This window comes from Asanoa sp. NPDC049475 (assembly GCF_040676915.1).
GTDB lineage: Bacteria > Actinomycetota > Actinomycetes > Mycobacteriales > Micromonosporaceae > Asanoa.
In genome coordinates, this window is sequence record NZ_JBFAPY010000021.1 from 3210 (window position 1) to 7564 (window position 4355).

Sequence of the window (4355 nt, forward strand, 5' to 3'; positions counted from 1 at the left end):
CGCCCGCGTCGCCCTGGACTCCCTGGGTGCCTTGCGGACCTTGCGCCCCGGTGTCCCCCTGCGCCCCTTGAGGACCTTGAACCCCAGTGTCACCCTGCGCCCCTTGAACACCCGGAGCACCCTGAAATCCCTGCGCGCCCGTGTCACCTTGAGCGCCTTGAGCGCCCGCGTCGCCCTGGACTCCCTGGGTGCCTTGCGGACCTTGCGCCCCGGTGTCCCCCTGCGCCCCTTGAGGACCTTGAACCCCAGTGTCACCCTGGGCACCTTGAACACCCGGAGCACCCTGAAATCCCTGCGCGCCGGTGTCACCTTGAGCGCCTTGAGCGCCCGCGTCGCCCTGGACTCCCTGGGTGCCTTGCGGACCTTGCGCCCCGGTGTCCCCCTGCGCCCCTTGGGGACCTTGCGCCCCGGTGTCCCCCTGCGCCCCTTGAGGACCTTGCGCCCCGGTGTCCCCCTGCGCCCCTTGAGGACCTTGAACCCCAGTGTCACCCTGCGCCCCTTGAACACCCGGAGCACCCTGGAACCCCTGCGCGCCGGTATCGCCCTGAGCGCCCTGAGCGCCCACGTCGCCCTGAGCACCTTGCGCGCCTTGAGCCCCGGTACCACCCTGCGCACCTGGAGCACCCTGCACTCCCTGAGTGCCTTGGGCCCCGGCATCACCCTGAGCACCTTGGACACCTGGAACACCTTGAAACCCCTGCGCGCCGGTGTCACCTTGTGCGCCTTGAGCACCCACGTCCCCCTGCGTCCCTTGCGGGCCCTGTGCGCCGGTGTCACCTTGAGCGCCCTGGGCACCCACGTCCCCCTGGGCACCCTGAACTCCCTGAGTCCCCTGTGGACCTTCGGCGCCGGTGTCACCTTGAGCGCCCTGGGCACCCACGTCCCCCTGCGCACCCTGGGCTCCCTGAGTCCCCTGCGGACCTTCGGCACCGGTGTCGCCCTGCGGCCCTTGAACTCCTTGCAACCCGAGCGCGCCCTGCGTCCCTTGTGGGCCCTGTGCGCCGGTGTCACCTTGAGCGCCTTGCGCACCAGCGTCCCCCTGGGCACCCTGGATGCCTTGCAGGCCTTGTGCGCCGGTGTCACCTTGGGCGCCTTGAGGGCCCGCGTCGCCTTGGGCGCCTTGATGTCCCTGAGCGCCGTGGGTGCCATGCGAGCCGTGCGGCCGCTCGTCCTTGTCGTGCCCACCCTGCGGACCCTGCCAGCCCTGCGGGCCGTAGTCCGGTGGCCCCGCAGGGTGTTGGTCCCACGAATCGTCAGGTCCGCCGCCGTCTTTCCGGACCGTCGGCCCGGACGCCGGCCACCGTTCGTACTGGCCCAGCGGACCAGGCACACCGATGTGCACGCCCTGGGTAGCGGGTTTCGCTTCCATGGGGTGCGCTGCGGCTGCCGCGGGCCCACCTGTCATCCCTACTGCCAGCAGGGCAGAACTCAGCCCTGAAGCGGCGCGGCCACCCTTCAGCCCTCGCCGCAGCCGTCGGTTGTTGCTCATGCCCCCTCCAGAGCCGGTCCGGAAACGCCCAGAGTCACACACAAGTGACTCGCCGTCAGTTTCCCGGCGATTCGCAGCGTATCCAGACGGTTGTCCGAATGAGAGAGGTTTTAACGGAGTAAGGCAGATTTCGGCTGAAGCGAACTTTTCTCGCGAAAACCCACATCGTTCCGGCTGCCGCGTGCCCCAAGACGCGGTAACGACCCGCGCGCGGGCGCGTCCGTAGTCCGTACGGCCCCCAGAGCACAGTCGCCCTAAGACCGACGTTGGCGGGACCCCTACGGCCCGATCAATCGCCCACGAACACGTCCGTGGCCAGGGACAACCGCCCAGACGGTACGGCTGTATCCCACCGAGGGTTCAAAGCTGCGCCATGATCGCACTACAACCCGCCGACTTCGCACGAGTGCGAGGGCCACAAAGGGCCCTTGAGCTGCTGGAACGCGGTTCGGATCGTGCCACGCCGGGTCCACGAATGGCTGCCTGGATCCTGTCCGCTTCGCGATCAGGGTCCAGGCAGTCATTCGTCATTCCTGTTCCGGGGGCGACCCCCGGAGACCCCACAGTGGGTGGGCGCGGCCCGCGGTAGGCGACGTGACCGTGGCGAAGGACCCGATCGCAGCAGTGCTCGCAGCCCTTCGACGCCCTCCACTGGAGCCGCATAGGTAGCGTTCTCCTTCAGTCAATCACGCGTTTCCAGCGTCGATCCTCGATTCTCTAGGGTGGCCTACCGGGCAAAAAGCATCGCGAAGACGCTGAAGCGCGGCAGCGGCTCGGCTGCCCGGCTGGTCGGTGCCGGCTCGTCGTCTGCCAGGCTGGCGTGCAGGATCTGCGCGAGCAGCCGCTGACGGTCGGCCTCGGCCCGCAGCTCGTGAGCCCGCTCGTGTGCCAGGGTCAGGGTCACGCCCGGGTGCTGGAACATCTCGTCTCCTCCTCCTGCCGCAACGCGAAACGCGACAACGTGTCGTCAGCTTCGATCGGCGTTCACTCAATCTTTGATCGACAGGAGCCAATGAGCATCGGACGCGCGTCACCTATCTTGACCGCCTTGAGCTGCCTAGATGCCTCAGGTGGGCGTCTAGGCATACCTAGGGCGGTAGATCCGGACCGCGACGTTCGACATGCAGATCTGGTTTGTCGATAGGCGGACCAGAACACCCGTACAAGCGCCGGATCCGGACGGGTGAGACGGTCGCGAACCGGCCCTGAGCTGCGGAAATGCGGTTCCGATTGCGCTACATTTGGTCGAGGAATGACTGCCTGGACCCTGGCCGATTCACGGACAAGGTCCAAGCGGGCATTTGTCATTCCTATTCCGGGGGCGACCCCCGGAGACCCCACGGTGCGGTGGGTGCGGTTCGAGTGGGCGCGAGGTAGACCCAACGCCCGCGTTGGGTCTACCTCGCCTGCCGGCATCGGGGTTGTGGGTCGATGGATCAACAACCCGCTACCGCGGTTCGAGCCCAGCCGGCTCCACAAATGGCTTGATCTCGCTCCTGAGCCGCGGCTTCGCGGTTTGCGCAGCACACTGTCGCCGGCCCGGATGTGGTGGGGTTCCTCGCAGTCGCCGCAGACCAGCGGTGCCGTCGCCCGGCACCAGCTCCAGCAGGTCGCTGTGCACACCTATGACGCTCAAGTCGCCGCCGGCGCCCCGCAGCCGCTGCCGACCGAGGTGGCGCTCGACGGTGTCGACGAGTTCCTGACCACCTGCGTCGCGACGACGGCCGCGTGGCGCGTCTGGCTGTCCGCCGACGGCGCCCGCGCCGTCCGCCTGCCCGCCTCCGCCGGCGCGGGCACGGAGGCGGCCGACGTCTCCGCCTGGGGCACGGCCAACGAGCTGGTCATGTTCTGCTACGGCCGCATTCAGATGGACTCGCTGCGGCTGGAGGGCGACCGGGGCATCTTCGACCAGCTGATCGCCTGAGAGCCGGAGGAGTAGGGCGCGCGACCGCTTCGGGCGGTACCGGTGGTACCGGAACATCGCAAAAGCCGGTCCGCTTCTCGCTGAAGGGGTGGTGCCGCTGCGGAGGATGTCGCTCAGGCTCTGTCGGAACCGCTCAATCGCGGCCTCGTCAGGCGGCTGGACTTCTTCCGGTTCGCCGAGCTCCGTCTGCCGGGCGGTGAGCTGGTCGAGCTGGGTCTGGAGCTCGGTGGTGCGGCGGTCGCAGACCGACTCGTGAGGGTGACGTTCTCGAAGGCGGTCAGATAACGGTCATAGCGGCTTGGGGTCGAGTTTCGACCGGCTGGATTTGTGCAGGCGGCTGGGCTACCGCGTCCGCGACGGTGCTCTGGCTGGCCTTCTCGATGTCGATCCGCTCACAACGTCGCTGCCGACGTGCGGTCGCCGACCGGCGGTCGGATCGGTAGGGTGAGGAAATGGCACCCAATGTGGATTTGGTGGCGTTGGAGCGGGAAGGATGGCGAGCTCTCGCCGAGGGCCGGGGCGGGGTCTACTACCGCGACAACTTGGCCGACGACGCGTTGATGGCATTCTCTTTCGGTGTGCTGGGTCGCGAGGCCGCGATCGAAGCGATGGAACAGGCACCACCGTGGGCCACGTTCGAGCTGGTCGATCCGCGCGTCGTCGAACTGACGGACGCCAGCGGTGTTGTGGTGTACCGGGCGAACGCTCAACGGGACGGCGAAAAGCCGTACTCGGCAGTGATTAGCAGCACGTTCGTCCGTCGCGATGGCCGATGGCTGCTGGCGTTTCATCAGCAGACCCCCGTCTAGCCATCGAGCGGAGATAGCTCCGTTCGAGCTGGGGGAGCTTCATAAGCCGAGTGTGACCGGGTCGGAGGGTATCCCGGACGTGAGCAGGTCGGTCAGTGGTGTGGCGAGGTCGCGGGGCGAGAACAGGTCAGGC

General features: G+C 67.8%; 4 protein-coding genes. 2 read left to right on the forward strand and 2 right to left on the reverse strand.

Annotated features, from left to right (window positions below; all coding sequences use genetic code 11):
• Both AB0J88_RS39925 and AB0J88_RS39930 read right to left on the reverse strand, forming a co-directional pair.
• Positions 1-1149 (reverse strand): hypothetical protein (locus AB0J88_RS39925; protein ID WP_364362209.1); only part of this gene is annotated, 1149 nt, incomplete at its 3' end.
• A 1067-nt stretch (positions 1150-2216) separates the two neighbouring features.
• On the reverse strand, positions 2217-2411 hold the full coding sequence (locus AB0J88_RS39930) for a hypothetical protein (protein WP_364362208.1): 195 nt from the start codon (positions 2409-2411) through the stop codon (positions 2217-2219).
• Between the two features lie 330 nt (positions 2412-2741).
• Between AB0J88_RS39930 and AB0J88_RS39935 the strand changes: the two genes are divergently transcribed.
• Both AB0J88_RS39935 and AB0J88_RS39940 read left to right on the forward strand, forming a co-directional pair.
• Complete coding sequence (locus tag AB0J88_RS39935; protein ID WP_364362207.1) at positions 2742-3413, forward strand: maleylpyruvate isomerase N-terminal domain-containing protein; 672 nt, start codon at positions 2742-2744, stop codon at positions 3411-3413.
• Positions 3414-3865: 452 nt separating this feature from the next.
• On the forward strand, positions 3866-4222 hold the full coding sequence (locus AB0J88_RS39940; RefSeq protein WP_364362206.1) for a nuclear transport factor 2 family protein: 357 nt from the start codon (positions 3866-3868) through the stop codon (positions 4220-4222).
• The last annotated feature ends 133 nt before the right edge of the window (positions 4223-4355 follow it).

What these genes read in the sequence shown, in the direction of transcription:
- AB0J88_RS39930 (WP_364362208.1), bottom strand. Translation starts at nt 2,411, where the DNA reads ATGTTCCAGCACCCGGGCGTGACCCTGACCCTGGCACACGAGCGGGCT.
- AB0J88_RS39940 (WP_364362206.1), top strand. Translation starts at nt 3,866, where the DNA reads ATGGCACCCAATGTGGATTTGGTGGCGTTGGAGCGGGAAGGATGGCGA.
- AB0J88_RS39935 (WP_364362207.1), top strand. Translation starts at nt 2,742, where the DNA reads ATGACTGCCTGGACCCTGGCCGATTCACGGACAAGGTCCAAGCGGGCA.